Source organism: Francisella sp. SYW-9, from assembly GCF_008711465.1.
Classification (GTDB): domain Bacteria; phylum Pseudomonadota; class Gammaproteobacteria; order Francisellales; family Francisellaceae; genus Francisella.
The window spans coordinates 1-16,075 of sequence record NZ_VXKQ01000005.1 but is presented as its reverse complement, the minus strand read 5'-3'; the positions used below and the strand labels follow the sequence as shown (position 1 = coordinate 16,075).

Below are 16,075 nucleotides of genomic sequence, written 5' to 3'. Positions count from 1 at the left end.
CTACTGCACTTTTGTAAAATATTTAAATATTAATTTAATCTTTCCATTTTTTACACATACATTATTCCTATAATCAAAGCTAAATAACGATTAGTTTATATTATTAGGTTAAGCTATAATTAGCCAATAAGTTATGTCAATTGTTTAACTAAAATGATAAAACTAGAAATCTGCGTAGATAACTATCAATCAATCCTCAATGCTCAAGAAGCAGGAGCAGATAGGCTTGAATTATGCTCAGCATTAGGTGTTGAAGGACTAACACCTTCACCAAGCCTAGTAAAATTTGCTACAGCTAACTTTAAAGGTTCGCTACAAGGTATGATTCGTCATCGTGCTGGAGATTTTTATTATGATCAAATAGATCAGCAAATTATGCTTGATGATCTAAAAATAATGTTAGATCTAGATGTGGATGGCATAGTTATTGGAGCTCTAACAGAGCAGAATGAAATTGATAAGGATTTTTTAGAACCCTTTATTAAACTAACAAGACAAGCTAAAAAAGAGCTAACTTTTCATAGAGCTATAGATTTAGTTAATGATATTCATGCAAGTACTCGAGAAGTCATTGAGCTTGGCTTTGATAGAATCCTCACATCAGGAACAGGCACGAATGTACCAGCTGGATTAGAAACTCTAAGATCTCTACAGCAAAACTTTGGAGACCAAATCCAAATAATGCCAGGAGGTGGAATCAACTCTCAAAATGTAAGACAAATATTAGAAGTCACAAAAGTTACAAACATCCATTGCTCTGCTTCTAAGAAAATCTTACGCGATACTAGAACTAATGCATTTTCTAGCTCTGCTTTAGAGATAAAAACCAGCCAAGTTGATGAAATATCTACGATAAAAGCAGAATTCTCTATCTAATAAATCGTTAAAGTTAGCTACAAACTAAATAGAAATAAATAACAAATCTATTATAATATCTAAGCTATTCAAGTTATCTTTTATTTAAATACTAATTTATCCAACATGTATCAACACTTTGAAAACCTATACGATGACTTTGCTAAAATGAATATTAATAGCTATATATTTATGATTAGCTTACTACTAAGTATTTCTGTATTAGCTTCTATTAGCATCTCCTATGCTCTACATATACAGTACGCATATTGGGCAGGCTATACTTGTGTACGTATTATGACTGATAATAAAGCTATGACTTATAAACGAGGCCTACTAAGATGTATAGGGACACTAATGGCTTTATTAGTAGTATTAATATGCACATCATTATTTAAATCTGATATCGTTATTATAAGTTTAATAGTTTTTTTATTGATTCTTTGTGTTTCGATGGCGTATTATTTCACTGAGTATACATATTTCTTTATTATGTTTTGTATTACTTTAGGGCTATTTTTCTACCCATATGCTGTTTTTTCTAAAGATATGGCTATAGCTATTATCATTGATCGCTCTATAGTAACTATAATTGGTGCTCTATGTGTATGTGTGATAGTTTTACCATTTCTGAAAAAGAAAAATATAGCTAAGATCTCCCAAAGGAAACGAACCAAAGAGCACCATCTTGAGATGATAACTTTTTCAGTTTTCTTTATTTTAACATTTGCTTTTATATTCTTAATAACAGTTCCTTTTAAAAACGTATTATTATTTGAGCAAGCTCTAATAGGTGTCGTTGCTGTTATGTCTAGTTTTGAACATTCTCAAATACATCACTTAAGTTTACAAAGATTTTTAGGATGTTTAATAGGATTATTAGTTCCATTTGTACTTGTACTATTTAATTTAAATATAGTTTTAGTTCTAATTATTGCTTTTATTATTGTTATATTATTTGGTCTAATCCAACTACAAGGTAAGTATATTGCTTATATGGGAGCTCAAGCAAACTTATGTTTTTTAACTTCTATATATGCAAATAATGATATCTTACAAGTACAAGCTGGATATCAGCGTCTTTTAAGTACTGTTGTTACATTACTATGTATTGTTTTTGTTAGTGTCTTATATTTCTCATTTTTACGCCTAACAAAATATTATATAAACAAAAAAACTCTTGATAATTAATCTTAGTTCTAGATTTTAGCGACTCTTAACTATAACCTTGTAACCTAAGTTTTCTAATAAATTTTAAATGATGATAAAGAATATATTTTTTGATCTAGATGGTACGCTTGTAAACACTGTAGGAGATATTACAGCTGCTACAAATGCGATGCGTAAACATTTTGGACTTAGTCCTATTTCTGAAGATATCATAGCTAATATTGTTGGTAAAGGCTACCCAACAACTGTAAGAAAGGTTTTAGCACTGGATTTTGATGATAAACAATATATTGAGTCTATAGCTGATGAAGGTGTCAAAATTGTAAGCCAAACATATAAGTCCCTAAATAGCGCCAATAGTAAGGTATATCCTAATGTACTTAAAATACTTGAGCTTTTAAAAAGTAAAAATATAAAAATGGCTGTAGTTACAAATAAGCACGAAGATGATGCTATACAATCACTGACTCATCTAGGCTTAATAAATTATTTTGAAGTTGTCATTGGTGGAGATACTACATCTAGCTACAAACCGCATCCAGAACCACTACTTTTTGCTATGGATAAACTAAATGCTAAAGCCAAAGAAAGTTTAATGATTGGCGACTCCATGAATGATTTTCTATGTGCAAAAGAGGCAAATGTAAAAGCAGTAATTCTAAGTTATGGTTATAATAATGGTGTTGATCTTAAAGCTCTTGATAGCTTCGCTTATATCGATGATTTTTCTGAACTAAAACAGATTATATAAACAAATAAACATTTAGTATTTTGTTAACTTTTCCAATGTAGGATTTAAGCTAGAAGGATTATACCCAAAAGGTCCTTGGTCTCCACAGAATGCTACCTTACATTTGTATATAATATACAATCTTATTGGCCACGAATTATAAGCTTTCAATAAGTTATCATCCATAGTATCTAGTACAACAGGCATCTCAAAGTTCTTTTTACTAATTAACCACTCTGCCATTTTCTTACGATCTTTAATACTTTTTGCATAGGGAAAACAAAAATCAGCTTCCTTAGTATATTCAGCATCATTTATATATTGATCAACAAGTTTCCAACCATCTTCAGCATGCGCTTCTGCCGTATAAATAGTCAAAAAATCAACACCTAAAGGTTGCCACTTTCTCATTAGCTGTTGAAGCTCTGGTATTCGCTTTCTATAATGTGGACAACTATACGATGCAAAGTTTAGCACTAGTGGTTTATCTGAGAAAAAAGAAGACAGGATAACTTCTGAATTATCTAACCTAACAACTGTACCATCAAATGCAGATTTACCAACAGCTAGCCCTTTATTTCCTTTTGTCCAGCGTTGAAAAGCTTGATCTGCTTGACTATCTTTTTTATTACCTGTAATGCCTGTAGATTTTAATATACTCAACATTTCACTAATATAAAATGTTGCAGGAAGAGTTTTACTTAAAGCATAAAATCCAAATATTGCAGAATAAATAGCGCAACCACCAACTACTATATATGCCAATATTACATAACTAAACGTATGTATAATAGCTGAGATAATAAGAGCAACTCCTGAAATAGACAGTGTAAAAGCCTGTATAGTTATTGTTCTTTTTATCTCAAAAGGTATCTGAGCACCATGAAATATAACTCTTACTGGACCAATAAATGCAACAAGTAAAAGTATTACCCCAGCTACAAATGTGATTAATCTATCTTGTAAAATACTATCTGATGCTAACATTAATATAGAAAGAAATACTAAACTTAGTCCAACAACAACTAGTATCAGAGTCAAAACTCTAAGGACTATATAAGCCGGTATTTTCATAATTTTCACTCAGATAAGCCCAAACATAACTATTTTAGATAATATATAATTATAGCTAAGCTCGAAAACTATAGCAAAAATGTTATAATTCTAGCAATACTTATTTATTAAAAACATTCAAATGGCAAATCATCATAAACTAATAATCTTAGGATCTGGTCCTGCTGGATATACTGCAGCAATCTATGCAGCTCGTGCAAATTTAAACCCTGTAATTATTACAGGTATGCAACCAGGTGGACAACTTACAACTACTACAGATGTTGACAACTGGCCAGGTGAAGCTGATGGCATTATGGGTCCTGAGCTTATGGACAAACTACAAAAACAAGCTGAAAGGTTTGATACACAGATTGTGTATGACACTATTAACTCTGTAAATCTAAAAACTAGACCATTTCAACTAATTGGTGAATTAGAAGAGTATACTTGTGACGCTCTAATTATCTCAACTGGTGCTACTGCTAGATATCTAGGACTAGAGTCAGAAGAGAAATTTATGGGTAAAGGAGTCTCTGCCTGTGCTACTTGTGATGGTTTTTTCTATAAAAATAAAGATGTTGCCGTAGTTGGCGGTGGTAACACAGCTGTTGAAGAAGCTTTATTTTTATCAAATATTGCTAAATCTGTAACACTAATTCACCGTAGAGACTCGCTTAGATCTGAGAAAATCCTTATCGACAAGCTAATGGAAAAAGCTCAAAATGGTAATGTGAATATTATTTGGGATACTACATTAGAAGAAGTACTTGGTGATGATATGGGAGTTAATGCTCTACGTATTAGAAATGTCAAAACTAACGAAGAATCTCAAATCGATGTTATGGGTGTATTTATTGCTATTGGTCATACTCCAAACACTGGTATTTTTAAAGATCAGATTGAGATGGAAAATGGCTATATAAAAGTCAAATCTGGACTAACGGGTGATGCTACTCAAACAAGTATCGAAGGTGTATATGCAGCTGGCGATGTAGCTGATCATGTATACAAGCAGGCTGTAACTTCTGCTGGTACTGGCTGTATGGCTGCTCTAGATGCCGAGAAGTACCTAGATAATCTAGGCTAATATAGACATAATTTATTCATTTTTATCTATAAAACCACTATTTAAGAGATTTCAAACCTTTAAATATTGGCCATAGAGTACATAAAGCTAATATTGCTAATATATAAAACCACTCATTACTAGGTAATGGATCTATATAGTTAATCATAAAAAATATCATATAAATAAACATAACTATAAGACCTGATAAACCATATGAAACACCTTGAATCTTACCTTGTAAATGTATCGGTGTATTTTTCTGAGCTATTGTAACTGCTATTACCCATGATGATATAAATACGCCTGCAACAAAGTAATATAAAATTGCAAAATTAACACTATGGTTAAGACCAAGACAAATATACATCAAGGCAGAAAAAGACATTGATAAAACTAAAGTCAGTCTTGGAGATATTCTCTCTATCATATATGGCAGCATAATACTTCCAACAATAAAACCTACCGAAAATGCCACTTCTATCAGACCAAACTCAAACGATGTAGCTTTAAGTATATTTTTGGCATATGGTGATATAAAAATTGGAGCAATCATATATATACATGTGATTCCAACTTGAGCAAAATAACACCAATAAAGAGCTTTATTCTTATTAAGATAGCTAAAAACCTCAATCCAGTTATTTAAAAAACTATCCTTACTATGCTCTACTTTCCTATTAGGTATAATCATAAAACTACACAAACTAGAAAGAATACTCATAACCAGCATAATCATCATAATCTGGTGCATATCAAAATATACTATAAGCATCCCACCTAGTGACATCCCTATTACCATTCCAAATTCAAATAATCCATCCATAGTACTATTTGCATAAAGAAGAACATCATCATTAGGGAATAGTTCTCGTGACATTATCATCATCGCAGGCATAAAGAAAGCCAACAATATTCCCCACAATCCTGTGAATAAATATACTTTCTCAACAGAATCAAGATTACTTAAAAATATAAATGCAAAAAGTAGTACAACCCTTAGAACATTCACTGATATTATAATTAACCTTCTAGGTATAAGGTCTGCAAAATACCCTGTAATAGGAGATAATATAACTCCAAATGTCCACCAAGAGAATATAAATAAAATTATGACTTCAATGTTATTCTTTAGTGTTAATAAATGCCAACTTATCGATATATATGCCATACCAATAACAACAGCATTACAAATACTCATAATACAAGCATAGCTAAAAGATTTATTGCTAAATAGCTTACTTCTAGCTTTAAAATAATTAAGCATACCAATACCTATTCTAATAAAATTTAAAAAGTCATAAGACTAAACTAGTTACAGAAAAATATAGACGTAAATAATCTAAAGTGAATTCTATATTAAAAATATTTATAAGCAAGATGAAACTATGGAAATAATCACCTATGTCTTCTTAATATGTCTGTATGATGAAGATACATAGTAAATGTATCTGCTGGGCGAATATAACCTTCTTGTTCTAAACGATGTCCAATTGCACTTCTATGATAAGTTCCATGGTTTATAATATGAAAAAAATTTCAGAAATTGACATTCTTCCATTTAGACCATCTACAAAAACAAAATCAATATTTTTTATGATTTGCTCAGTAGATAATTTTCTTAGATTTTGTATATACCATAAGCTAGATCGATTTAATCTATTTTCTAGTTCAATTAAGTCTGGAAGATTATTACTATTCGTATCATTATGTGGCGGTAAATAGCCCTGCAATCTCGCACTAAATAACTCCTCTACGATAATCATATGATTTAGTTGCTGACGTATAAATAATAATATCTCATCAAACTCATTTACTTTTTTAATTGCTTTCATAAGTCTATTTTCTGACCATTGCTTATATTCAAGCATTTTTTTAAGATTCTCGATCATCACTGACTTACCTTTTCTTATAAATAAACTCTTTAAAATCTCCTATATGTCTCTCAAGGCGTCTTAATACTTTCTCATCTATTATTTGCATATTTTGATCAAATATTGCCTCTGCTCCTGAGATCATCATTTCATGACAAGGATGAATTTTCGAAAGAGTCGCATCAAGAACCAATTTAATATGTGCTTGAGCTCGGGCTCCTCCAACTGAACTTGAAGCCTGGGTAATTATAGTTATAGGTTTATTCTTTAAAACTGAATTATATGCAGGTCTTGAAATCCAGTCTATAGCATTTTTCAATACAGCTGGAATACTGTGGTTATACTCTGGCGAACAAATAACTATGCCATCAGACCCTTCAACATGATCAACTAAATCAATAACTAAATTAGGTTTATTTTCACAATAATCTTCAGAATAGAAAGGAAGCTCATTAAGATTTGGAATTACAATATTATCATCTTTAAAAAATGCCTCAAGATTCTTTAATATAGCTAAACTTCTACTTTTACTATGAAAACTACCAGATAAAAATAAACATTTCATTTTTTTAAAAAACCTTAATATAAAACCTCAAAATATACCAAAATATTTTAAAAAAGTATATTGCTGTAAACCAAAATATAAATTAAGCAAAAATTAGATAAGCCTCAACTTATCTCTACGAAAATTTAAGGCTATCGCCCTCTTAAAAAGAAATTATCTAATTGTGCAAAACTTAGCTTTACCCAAGTTGGTCGACCATGATTACATTGACCTGAATTCTCAACTGTTTCCATTTGTCTTAATAGATGATTCATCTCTGGAATACTTAACTTATCATTAGCTCGTACAGCAGCATGACAAGATACTGTAGCCAAAATATGATTTAGATAAAACTCAACACTCTTTGTCTTACCTGAAGATACTAGCTCTGTAGCCACATTTGATATTAAATTTTGAATATCTTTATTTTTCACATAAATTGGTACTGCTCGCACTAGTACCGCATCATCTGCTACTACAGAAATTTCAAAACCAAGCTTTTCAAAAACTTCAATACTTTCATCAATAGTCGCAACTATACTACTTGATAGCTGACAAGTTAGAGGAACTAGAAGATTCTGCTTAAACTTATCAGTATCAGCATGCCAAGTTTTTTTCATCTCTTCATAAAGTATTCTTTCATGGGCTGCATGCATATCTACAAGTACCACACCTTCATCTACTTGCGAGAGAATATATATACCATGGATCTGACAAATAGCCTGCCCTAAACCACTAGATTTTGGTTTTTGTGATATATGAATTTCATTTTCTTGAGTATTTTGATTATTCAGATATTTATCAAGTAAACTAGTATTTGATTCAGATTCCTCTTGCTCATCTTCTACACTAATATCCAAGCTCATATTACCAATATTCAATGGATTATTCATACTGCTTAATTCTTCTTGGATATCATCTCGAAAAGTCGGTTTATCAACTCCAACATCCGCACTTGTGGTTATAGCTTTATTTACAGTACCAAAGAGAAAATCATAGATAAATTTTTGGTTTCTAAAACGTACTTCACTTTTAGCTGGATGAACGTTTACATCGACCTCTTTATAATCCATATCAAGATAAAGTAAAAATGCCGGATATCTATTACCATACATAACATCTTTATAAGCATTTTTTATCGCATGAGTAACAATTTTATCTTTGATAATACGCCCATTAATATAGAAACTCTGCATATCTGCTCTAGCTCTATTAAACCTTGGACTAGCAACCCATCCCCATAGATGAGCATCTCCAACTTCTTTATCTATATAAATAGCATTTTCAATAAAATCACGACTATATAAATCTAATACACGATTATATTTAAGTTGTGCATCTTCTGCTAAAAGTAAATCTTTAACCTCTTTAGCATTATGAATAAGCCTAAAAGCTATCCCAAAGTAGCAAAGCATATATTTTTTAAGTAAATCAGAAATATGTAGAAACTCGGTATTATCTTTCTTTAGAAACTTACGGCGAGCTGGAGTATTATAAAAAAGCTCACTGATCTCAATAGTTGTGCCTGTAACATGCGCTGCAGGAGTAACTTCTCTAGTTTGGTTATTTATTTGCCAAGCATCATCTGAATCTTGATGTTTTGAGATAATCTTCAGCCTTGAAACTGAAGCAATACTTGCCAAAGCCTCACCACGAAAACCCATACTAGCAACAGACTCTAACTCATCAAGAGTGTAAACTTTACTTGTGGCATGTGGAGTTAAAGCTAATTGTAAATCATCATGAGTAATCCCTTTACCATTATCTCTGATTCTAATTAGAGACTTACCACCCTCTTGGACTTCTATAGTTATCTCAGTTGCTCCAGCATCTATAGAATTCTCAACAAGCTCTTTAACTACCGAAGAAGGTCTTTCAATGACCTCACCAGCTGCTATTTGATTTGCTAAGTTTTCTGGTAGTACTTTTATTTGACGATAATCACTCATTTTTACATCTTAACTTATAAAGGTTTTTTTATAAAATCTCTAGTTGCGCATTCTTCAAAAAGCTCTTTATTGGCTACATTGCCATCTTTATCTTCATAAGGATAGACATTATCTTTGGTTAAGCCACATAGATTTCTTATTTTTTTAGCTTCTTTTTTTGAAATTCTCTGCCAATATTCATTTTTACCTAATGGTCCCCAAAAAGCTCTAACAAATACTTTTTTACCATAATCTATAGTTTGAGCTTTTACATGGTAATACTTACCATCGTGAGGATTTAATACGGCACCATCTAAATATACAGGTCCCTTAGCGCCAGCTTCAGCTGAACTTTTCATTTTCATATTCCAAACAAATTCTAATCCTTGATACGTATACTTACCACTAGAATAATCATACTTATTGCCATAGGCATCGCCTTTGCCACATTGTGTACAATAAATTATCGGAGCATGTGCCTTACCATAGTCAACATCAGATAATGGCACAAAAATCTCTGCATTTAAGTTATTCTGAGCATTATTATATGCATGGATAACTGAGACATTTGAATCTGTAGATTTATCTTTTTGCAACCAATAACCATCAGCTAAAAGCTTTTTATCATTAGCATAGCTACTAGCAAAATAAGTAAATAAAAATATTAATATAACTTTTCTTAGCACTATATGTTTAATTTGGAAAATGATTTTAGAAGAAAGTATAAAGAAAAAATGTTATTAGTTAAACAGGACTTTTTACCCCAAATTGAGATACTGGATAGTTAGTACACTGACTTGTTACTTTTTTGTCTTTGTTTGTATACTGGCCATCGGCTGTTACACCACAATCTTTTTTAACTTTCTCATAATCAGCTTTTGTGATTCTTTGCCAATGAGCTGCTTTGCTACCTAACTCTTTACCCCATACAATATACGCAGCTTTAGAATACATAACTTTACCATTATCTTGAACTTGTGCTGATGCAGCATAAATCTTACCATCATTAGGGTTTATAACTCCGCCATTATCATACATTGAGCTTTTAGTAGGTGGTTGAGCTGTTCCTTTTTTCTCTTGCATATTCCCTGCAAATATAAAGTCTTGTAAAGGAGCATTTTTACCTTTGTAATTAAAGCCATTGTAAGATCCATTTGAACAGTTATTACAAGTAGCTTTTGGCTTAGCTGGCTTACCTGCAGAATTAACTGACATTAGAGGAACTGCAATCTCCATCTGAAGAGTTCCTTTTTTACCATACTTACTGTCTTTAGCAAAATAAGTATGAATAATCCCCTCTGGCATGCCACGACCCGCATCTGGATCTTCATCAAACTGTACCCAGTAACCTTCTGGCGAAAGGTTATCTTTTGAGTCTGCTTTAGCATTATCTGCCGCATAAGACATAGATGTTCCTAAAGCACCTAAAGCGATCAGACTTAGAATTTTAGTTTTATTCATTTTCTCTCCTTTTACTTGTGTAAAGCCTATAAGACTTATTTGATACTAGCAAAGAACTAAATCTTATTCAAATAACTTGAGAGTTATTTATTAACAATTTAATTAATAAAGCTTATAATAAATTTTAATAATAAATAATTTAATTTGAATTCTTTGCAAGGAAAAATCATAACTAATTTTGGCGGTAATATTTTAGTTAAACTAGCCAATAATGAGAAAGTCTCATCACTATATCGTAACAATTTTAAGGGTGAGCTAACTGTCGGCGATAATGTTGAGCTTGAATATGCTAATTCAACATATGTAATTACAAAATTATTAGAAAGAAAAAATCTAATATCACGCCCTAATCAGTATCAACGTAAAAATAAAAATGTAGCTGCAAATATTGACTATGCAGCAATTATAATCACTCATTCACCCGCACCTGTTGAGCATTATATAGATAGATACTTAGCTGCTTTACATAATAGTGATATTGAACCGATCATAGTGGTAAATAAAATAGATAGCCAAACAGCTGAAGATAAAGCGTTTATAGAGAGCTTAGTAAATGTATACAAAGATATCGGTTATAAAGTTTTTTATATCTCTGCTAAGAGTAATCTTGGCATTGATAAGCTCCTAGATACTATTAAAGATCATACTTCAATATTCTTAGGTCAATCTGGGGTTGGTAAATCTGAAACCCTAAATACTATACTCGGTGAGAAAATCACAGAAACAACAGCCGTTTCTAACTCAACTAAAAAAGGCCGTCATACAACTACTTGCTCTACTTTATATGAGATAGATGATAATACTAATATCATTGACTCCCCAGGTATTAGAGAGTTTGGTCTATGGCATATTTCTAAAGAAGAGCTTTTTGATGGTTTCTTGGATTTCAAAAAGTATAAAGGGATGTGTCAATTTAGAAACTGCTCTCATGAGGAAAACTCAAAAGGCTGTGAAATAGTTAATCAATTAAAGCAAGGCAATATAAACCCTACTCGTTTTAAAAATTATCATAGAATATTAGCAGAGATCAAATAAATTTAGTCTTATCTAAAGATCAAAATCAGAACTTCCAAGATCAATTGAATGCCCTTTTACTTCAGGAACATTAAAAATCTCTTGTAACATATCTACTTGCCTAGAATGTATACATAGTTTTCCATCAAAGCCCAGTGATTTAATCTTTCTTACCTCTTCTTTAAACAACCCATCACTTTGTACTCTTATATCATTAAAAGGAACATCTAACGCTATAAGATTAGCATTTTTAGCTGCAACAACTAGTTGAGATCTAAAGTACAATAATGAATCCCATGAACAAGATGCCCCTAATTCAAAAGTAAGATCTCCTCCACCTAGAGCTAGTCCAACAAGATTACTACTTGAATGTGCTATCTGATCTATATCTCTAAAACCTTCCGTAGACTCTATCAAAGCTATATATGAAGGTGTTTTTCCTTGAAATAAACTATCAAGTTGATGCAGTGTGCTTGCTGACTCAACCATTGGCAAAACCAAAACATCAGGAACAACATCCGCTTCTAAAAGCGAAAGTATATCTCTAAAACCATGGATAGTATTTAGACTATTAATTCGAAGACAATATTTAAAATCTTCTTTCGCTTTAGAAGTTTTTTTTAGATATTCTATAACACTAACCCTAGCTTTGTTCTTTTGCTCAATATCAGCGACAGTATCTTCTAGATCAATAATTATACCACTTGCATTTGTTCTAACTTTAACTTTATCAAAGCGTTCAACCTTATTACCCGGGATAAACAACAAAGACATTAATGAATTATTTTCATTCACGATAAAAATCCTTATGATATAAAACTATCTTATTTAACTTAAGCTAGCTTTTTTACTATTTACCAAAGTTAACAAGCGAGTTTATAGTATCTAAATCAAGCTTATTGCTCGTATAAGCAATATGCCAATCAGGTCTAATTAAAACATAAGTACTAGAATAAGTATCTTTAGGAAGCTCTAACACATTAACGCCGCTTATGTTAGTATTACATTTATTTCCTGAAATAATCAATGTCCAGTCAGTCATAGAAAGAGTTCTATATATCGATTTCTCATATAATGTTACATTCGGCAGGAAATATCCAGGTAAATCTTTAGGGTCATATTTTGACTGCTCCATAGGCTCTGTATATTGACCATCGTGCAACTTAACTAACGATGAATCAAAGTAAGCATAGCCCATACCTATGCCTGCTGAAAGAGCATGTTTTCTTGATAACTTAGCATATGCTTGAGGATATTCCTCAGATGATAGTTCTGAGCTAAGGTTTATCAAAGCTTTAGCATTCTCTTCAGCTTTAGTTAAATTCATATAGGCTATAGGTCTTCTTTCTTGTTGATAAGTACTAAGCACATATTCTGGTAGTTTACCTTTTATTACATGAGCTAGCTTCCAAGCTAAATTTGATACATCTCCAAAAGCCGTATTTAACCCTAACCCCCCTGTTGGCGCAAAAGAATGAGCACTATCTCCCACGAGAAATATCTTATTATTTTTTGAATATGCATCTGCTAGTTCTATTTGCATATTCCAATAAGCAGCACTAACGATTTTCTTATCAAACTCAAATCCTACCATTTTATTTATTATAGAACCAATATCTAAATCTTCGATATTTTTAGTATCACTCTCATCATAAAAAAGTGTATACCAAAGATTATTTTTGGGATCTACAGGCCCAACAACTCCAGGATGTTTATTATTTATAATAAAATATAAAGCTGCCTTATCAATTTTTACTTTATCAAATAATCCAGGTGCTTCAAAAAGTATATTAGTCATACGTCTTCCAGAAGCTAGTTTACTAAAATTAATACCTAATGCATTACGCACAACACTATTTGCACCATCACAACCAATAACATACTTAGCATAGAACTCTTGTGTTTGGTTAGTTTTACGATTTTTAGCTTTTACTTGTATAAAATCATCGCTTTGATTATTAACTTCAGTAACTGCCGTGTTTTTCAACATTTCAACTGAGCTTAGTTTATTCAACCTTGATCTTAAGACTCCTTCAGTCACCCATAGTGGAATATGAATAATCTCTTCCGGAGAATTATTATTATGGTAATCATGCATCTCTACCGAAGAATAGACATCACCATTTAATCCAGAGCACCATATAAAATTAGAAACATTAAGCATATTTTCTTTTCTAAGAGCATCACATGTATCCCAGCGCAACATTAGCTCCATTGTTCTTGAGTTAAGTAATTGAGCTCGAGCTGAGTACATAGGCTCATCATGTTTTTCTAGAACTAGAGTCTTAATACCATGTAAACCTAACTCAATAGCTACGGCTACACCAGATGGTCCGCCTCCTGAAATTACAACATCATAAATATTTTTCATTTTTATCCCCATATGGTATTCACACCTTAAATGGTATAAAAATCACTTATATAAAAATATCAAAAATTAGACCAATTATAACTAATTATGGACATTCTAGAATAAGGTATCTATTTTAGAAAATTTCTAACACCCTTTATTTTTAATAAAGCTTATTAAGAATAAATACTTATATCTGAACTAATATATTGTAAATTTTGCTGTTTAGATCAATAACTCTAAATATGTGTTTATGTTAATATCAAATTATTACTATGATACTGTAAAGACTTATTATGAGCACATATCAAACACTAATTAATCATCGTTCAATTAGACAATTTAAGAAAGATCCTGTTCCAGAAGAAATATTAAATAGAATTTTAGAATCAGGAATAAGAACTGCATCAAGTGGTAATATGCAGATTATTTCTATTATCATCAGTAAAGATACAACTATTAAAAATAAATTATATGAAGCTCAACATAAACAAAACATGGTTAAACAAGCACCTATTGTAATTACAGTTTGTGTTGATTTAAATCGTATGAGACGTTGGTTAAATTTAGAAAATGCTCCTCAAAATTTTGATAATTTTATTAGTTTTATGAATGGAACAGTTGATGCATGTATTGCAGCTCAAAATATGGTTATCGCTGCAGAAAGTGAGGGACTAGGTACTTGTTACATGGGCACTACTCTTTGGAGTGCTCAAAAAATAATTGAAATTTTAAATTTACCTAAAAATGTAGTCCCTATAACATCATTCACTCTTGGTTACCCAGACGAAAATCCAGAAAAAAGGTCAAGACTACCAATCAAAGGAGTTATTCACTATGATACGTATCACGACTATACAGATGATGACATCAGAGAAATCTATTATGACCGTAATCAAGAAGGTTGGAATCGCTATATGTCCTTTCCAGAACTAAAAAAGAAAATTGAGGAAAGTAAGGTTAAAAACTTGGCAGAAGTATACACCAAGTTAAAATATAGACAAGATGAGTTTAATAATCTATCTAATCAACTTTTAGATACACTGAAGAAACAAAACTTTTTAAATCACTAATGAAAATAAACTAATCGTAGAGGTATGTAAATAATAAAACTATATATAACAAACTAAATTATAAAGCTTAAAACTCTATAGATTATATTAGGTTCTGTGCACAAAAAATATAAATTAGATTGAAAATAGCTAAACCGTTGTTATTTAAAAGTTGAAAGACAATAAATACCAAGGGTTTAGCAAATGCATTATCATATAAAAGAAGTATTCTGGTCAAGTATTTTATCATTCTTAAAATCACAAAAAGGTATACATAGCAATGATGAAGACAAATTGAGATTGTTTATTGAAGCTGTATTTTATGTGTTACGTACAGGTTGCCAATGGAGGATGCTACCATTTTATTATGGTAAATATAGATCAATACATAAGCGTTTTAAAGACTGGTGTGATAAAGGTATATTCTCTAGATTATTTAAGTCGGTACAAAACCCTGATTTACAAGAAGTTATGCTTGATTCAACGATAACAAGAGCGCATGCCTGTTCTACAGGATATGACAAGAATGATAACCAAGCAATTGGTAGGTCAGTTGGAGGAGTAACCACTAAGATTCATGCTATGACGGATGCTTTAGGCAATCCTATGGAAATATTACTATCAGAAGGCAAAACTCATGATAGTAAGGTAGCTATAGACTTACTACAAAAAATATATAATACAAAAGTCATCGCTGATAGAGCATATCATTCTAATGAGATTAGGGAACATATTCAAAATATATCCTCTGAAGCTGTTATTCCTTGTAAATCAAATACTATAAACCCTATAGATTTTGATATTCATATATACAAAGAAAGACATTTGATAGAGAATTTCTTTTCTAAAATCAAACATTTTAGAAGAGTATTTTCTAGGTTTGATAAAACTATTTCAGCATATCTAGGTATGATTAAATTAGCTTGTACTTTTATTTGGCTTCGATGAAAATTTATTTTTGTGCACAGAGCCTAA

General features: G+C 31.3%; 17 protein-coding genes. 7 read left to right on the top strand and 10 right to left on the bottom strand.

Features of this window, described 5'->3' with window-relative positions; all coding sequences use genetic code 11:
• Nucleotides 1–153: 153 nt before the first annotated feature.
• From F3D62_RS01030 to F3D62_RS01020, 3 genes are all read left to right on the top strand, one after another.
• Complete coding sequence (locus F3D62_RS01030) at nt 154–876, top strand: copper homeostasis protein CutC (protein WP_150466400.1); 723 nt, start codon at nt 154–156, stop codon at nt 874–876.
• A 171-nt stretch (nt 877–1,047) separates the two neighbouring features.
• Entirely contained in the window at nt 1,048–2,046 is a 999-nt protein-coding gene (locus tag F3D62_RS01025) for an FUSC family protein (protein ID WP_191092504.1), read from the top strand.
• Nucleotides 2,047–2,116: 70 nt separating this feature from the next.
• On the top strand, nt 2,117–2,776 hold the full coding sequence (locus F3D62_RS01020; RefSeq protein WP_150466398.1) for an HAD-IA family hydrolase: 660 nt from the start codon (nt 2,117–2,119) through the stop codon (nt 2,774–2,776).
• Between the two features lie 12 nt (nt 2,777–2,788).
• Here F3D62_RS01020 and F3D62_RS01015 read toward each other — a convergent pair whose 3' ends face one another.
• Nucleotides 2,789–3,829: a deiodinase-like protein gene (locus F3D62_RS01015; protein WP_150466397.1), complete on the bottom strand. Its 1,041-nt coding sequence runs from the start codon at nt 3,827–3,829 to the stop codon at nt 2,789–2,791.
• A 121-nt stretch (nt 3,830–3,950) separates the two neighbouring features.
• Between F3D62_RS01015 and trxB the strand changes: the two genes are divergently transcribed.
• Nucleotides 3,951–4,898: a thioredoxin-disulfide reductase gene (gene trxB / locus F3D62_RS01010; RefSeq protein WP_150466396.1), complete on the top strand. Its 948-nt coding sequence runs from the start codon at nt 3,951–3,953 to the stop codon at nt 4,896–4,898.
• 37 nt (nt 4,899–4,935) lie between these two features.
• Here the strand turns inward: trxB and F3D62_RS01005 are convergent, their stop codons facing one another.
• The 7 genes from F3D62_RS01005 to F3D62_RS00975 form a co-directional block, all read right to left on the bottom strand.
• On the bottom strand, nt 4,936–6,144 hold the full coding sequence (locus tag F3D62_RS01005) for an MFS transporter (protein ID WP_150466395.1): 1,209 nt from the start codon (nt 6,142–6,144) through the stop codon (nt 4,936–4,938).
• Between the two features lie 131 nt (nt 6,145–6,275).
• Nucleotides 6,276–6,371, bottom strand: a complete 96-nt coding sequence (locus F3D62_RS13215) for a hypothetical protein (protein WP_411961308.1) — start codon at nt 6,369–6,371, stop codon at nt 6,276–6,278.
• A 26-nt stretch (nt 6,372–6,397) separates the two neighbouring features.
• Entirely contained in the window at nt 6,398–6,769 is a 372-nt protein-coding gene (locus F3D62_RS00995; RefSeq protein ID WP_150466394.1) for a DinB family protein, read from the bottom strand.
• A gap of 7 nt (nt 6,770–6,776) precedes the next feature.
• Nucleotides 6,777–7,316: an NADPH-dependent FMN reductase gene (locus tag F3D62_RS00990; protein ID WP_150466393.1), complete on the bottom strand. Its 540-nt coding sequence runs from the start codon at nt 7,314–7,316 to the stop codon at nt 6,777–6,779.
• Between the two features lie 131 nt (nt 7,317–7,447).
• Complete coding sequence (mutL, locus tag F3D62_RS00985) at nt 7,448–9,244, bottom strand: DNA mismatch repair endonuclease MutL (RefSeq protein WP_150466392.1); 1,797 nt, start codon at nt 9,242–9,244, stop codon at nt 7,448–7,450.
• 14 nt (nt 9,245–9,258) lie between these two features.
• Complete coding sequence (locus F3D62_RS00980) at nt 9,259–9,909, bottom strand: DUF2147 domain-containing protein (RefSeq protein ID WP_150466391.1); 651 nt, start codon at nt 9,907–9,909, stop codon at nt 9,259–9,261.
• Between the two features lie 58 nt (nt 9,910–9,967).
• Entirely contained in the window at nt 9,968–10,684 is a 717-nt protein-coding gene (locus F3D62_RS00975; protein ID WP_150466390.1) for a DUF2147 domain-containing protein, read from the bottom strand.
• 153 nt (nt 10,685–10,837) lie between these two features.
• Between F3D62_RS00975 and rsgA the strand changes: the two genes are divergently transcribed.
• Complete coding sequence (gene rsgA / locus F3D62_RS00970) at nt 10,838–11,719, top strand: ribosome small subunit-dependent GTPase A (protein ID WP_150466389.1); 882 nt, start codon at nt 10,838–10,840, stop codon at nt 11,717–11,719.
• Nucleotides 11,720–11,731: 12 nt separating this feature from the next.
• On the opposite strand, the gene F3D62_RS00965 is transcribed toward rsgA, so the two are convergent.
• A complete protein-coding gene (locus F3D62_RS00965) occupies nt 11,732–12,493 on the bottom strand; it encodes an HpcH/HpaI aldolase/citrate lyase family protein (protein WP_150466388.1) in 762 nt (253 codons plus the stop codon).
• Nucleotides 12,494–12,548: 55 nt separating this feature from the next.
• Nucleotides 12,549–14,069, bottom strand: a complete 1,521-nt coding sequence (locus tag F3D62_RS00960; RefSeq protein ID WP_191092503.1) for an FAD-dependent monooxygenase — start codon at nt 14,067–14,069, stop codon at nt 12,549–12,551.
• A gap of 275 nt (nt 14,070–14,344) precedes the next feature.
• Here F3D62_RS00960 and F3D62_RS00955 point away from each other — a divergent pair, with 275 nt between their 5' ends.
• Entirely contained in the window at nt 14,345–15,121 is a 777-nt protein-coding gene (locus tag F3D62_RS00955) for a nitroreductase family protein (protein WP_150466386.1), read from the top strand.
• A gap of 183 nt (nt 15,122–15,304) precedes the next feature.
• Nucleotides 15,305–16,048: an IS5 family transposase gene (locus tag F3D62_RS00950; protein ID WP_150466385.1), complete on the top strand. Its 744-nt coding sequence runs from the start codon at nt 15,305–15,307 to the stop codon at nt 16,046–16,048.
• Nucleotides 16,049–16,075 lie beyond the last annotated feature (27 nt).